Origin of the sequence: Variovorax glacialis (genome assembly GCF_051216375.1) — a bacterium.
Classification (GTDB): Bacteria; Pseudomonadota; Gammaproteobacteria; order Burkholderiales; family Burkholderiaceae_C; genus Variovorax.
This window is the reverse complement of the sequence record NZ_JBPJZT010000068.1, coordinates 1-1,209: the sequence shown is the minus strand read 5'-3', so window position 1 is coordinate 1,209 and position 1,209 is coordinate 1. Positions and strand designations below refer to the sequence as shown.

Sequence of the window (1,209 nt, the reverse complement as noted above, 5' to 3'; positions counted from 1 at the left end):
TGCGATCCAATCAGATGTCGAGGATCTTCGCCACGACGCCCGAGCCCACGGTACGGCCGCCTTCGCGGATGGCGAAGCGCAGGCCTTCTTCCATCGCGATCGGGTTGATCAGCTTCACCGTGATCGACACGTTGTCGCCGGGCATGACCATTTCCTTGTCCTTGGGCAGCTCGATCGCACCGGTCACGTCGGTCGTGCGGAAGTAGAACTGCGGACGGTAGTTGTTGAAGAACGGCGTGTGACGACCGCCTTCGTCCTTCGACAGGACGTACACCTCGGCGGTGAAATGCGTGTGGGGCTTGATCGAGCCAGGCTTGCACAGCACTTGGCCGCGCTCGACTTCTTCGCGCTTCGTGCCGCGCAGCAGCACGCCCACGTTGTCGCCAGCCTGGCCTTGGTCCAGCAGCTTGCGGAACATTTCAACGCCCGTGCACGTGGTCTTGACCGTCGGGCGGATACCCACGATCTCGATTTCCTCGCCGACCTTGATCACACCGCGCTCGACGGCACCCGTCACCACGGTGCCACGACCGGAGATGGAGAATACGTCTTCCACAGGCATCAGGAAGGTACCGTCCACCGCGCGCTCGGGCGTGGGGATGTAGGTGTCCAGCGCCTCGGCCAGCTTCATGATGGCGCCTTCGCCCAGCTCGCCCTTGTCGCCTTCGAGTGCCAGCTTGGCCGAACCGTGGATGATCGGGGTGTCATCGCCAGGGAACTCGTACTTGTCGAGCAACTCGCGCACTTCCATTTCCACCAGTTCGAGCAGTTCCTTGTCGTCGACCATGTCGCACTTGTTCAGGAACACGATGATGTAGCCCACACCCACCTGGCGCGCCAGCAGGATGTGCTCACGGGTCTGGGGCATCGGGCCGTCAGCGGCCGAGCACACCAGGATTGCGCCGTCCATCTGGGCAGCACCGGTGATCATGTTCTTCACATAGTCGGCGTGGCCCGGGCAGTCCACGTGCGCATAGTGGCGGTTGGCCGTTTCGTATTCGACGTGCGCAGTGTTGATCGTGATGCCGCGCGCCTTTTCTTCAGGCGCCGCATCGATCTGGTCGTAGGCCTTGGCTTCGCCACCGAACTTGCTCGACAGCACCGTCGCAATCGCCGCCGTCAGCGTCGTCTTGCCATGGTCAACGTGACCAATCGTGCCCACGTTCACGTGCGGCTTCGTACGGGTGAATTTTCCTTTTGCCATTTTCT

At 62.0% G+C, this 1,209-nt stretch carries 1 protein-coding gene; it reads right to left on the bottom strand.

The features are described from left to right. Positions 1 to 10: 10 nt before the first annotated feature. Positions 11 to 1,204 (bottom strand): elongation factor Tu, encoded by a 1,194-nt coding sequence (gene tuf, locus ACSFBL_RS35615; protein ID WP_093356177.1) that lies wholly within the window; start codon positions 1,202 to 1,204, stop codon positions 11 to 13. Between the last annotated feature and the right edge of the window lie 5 nt (positions 1,205 to 1,209).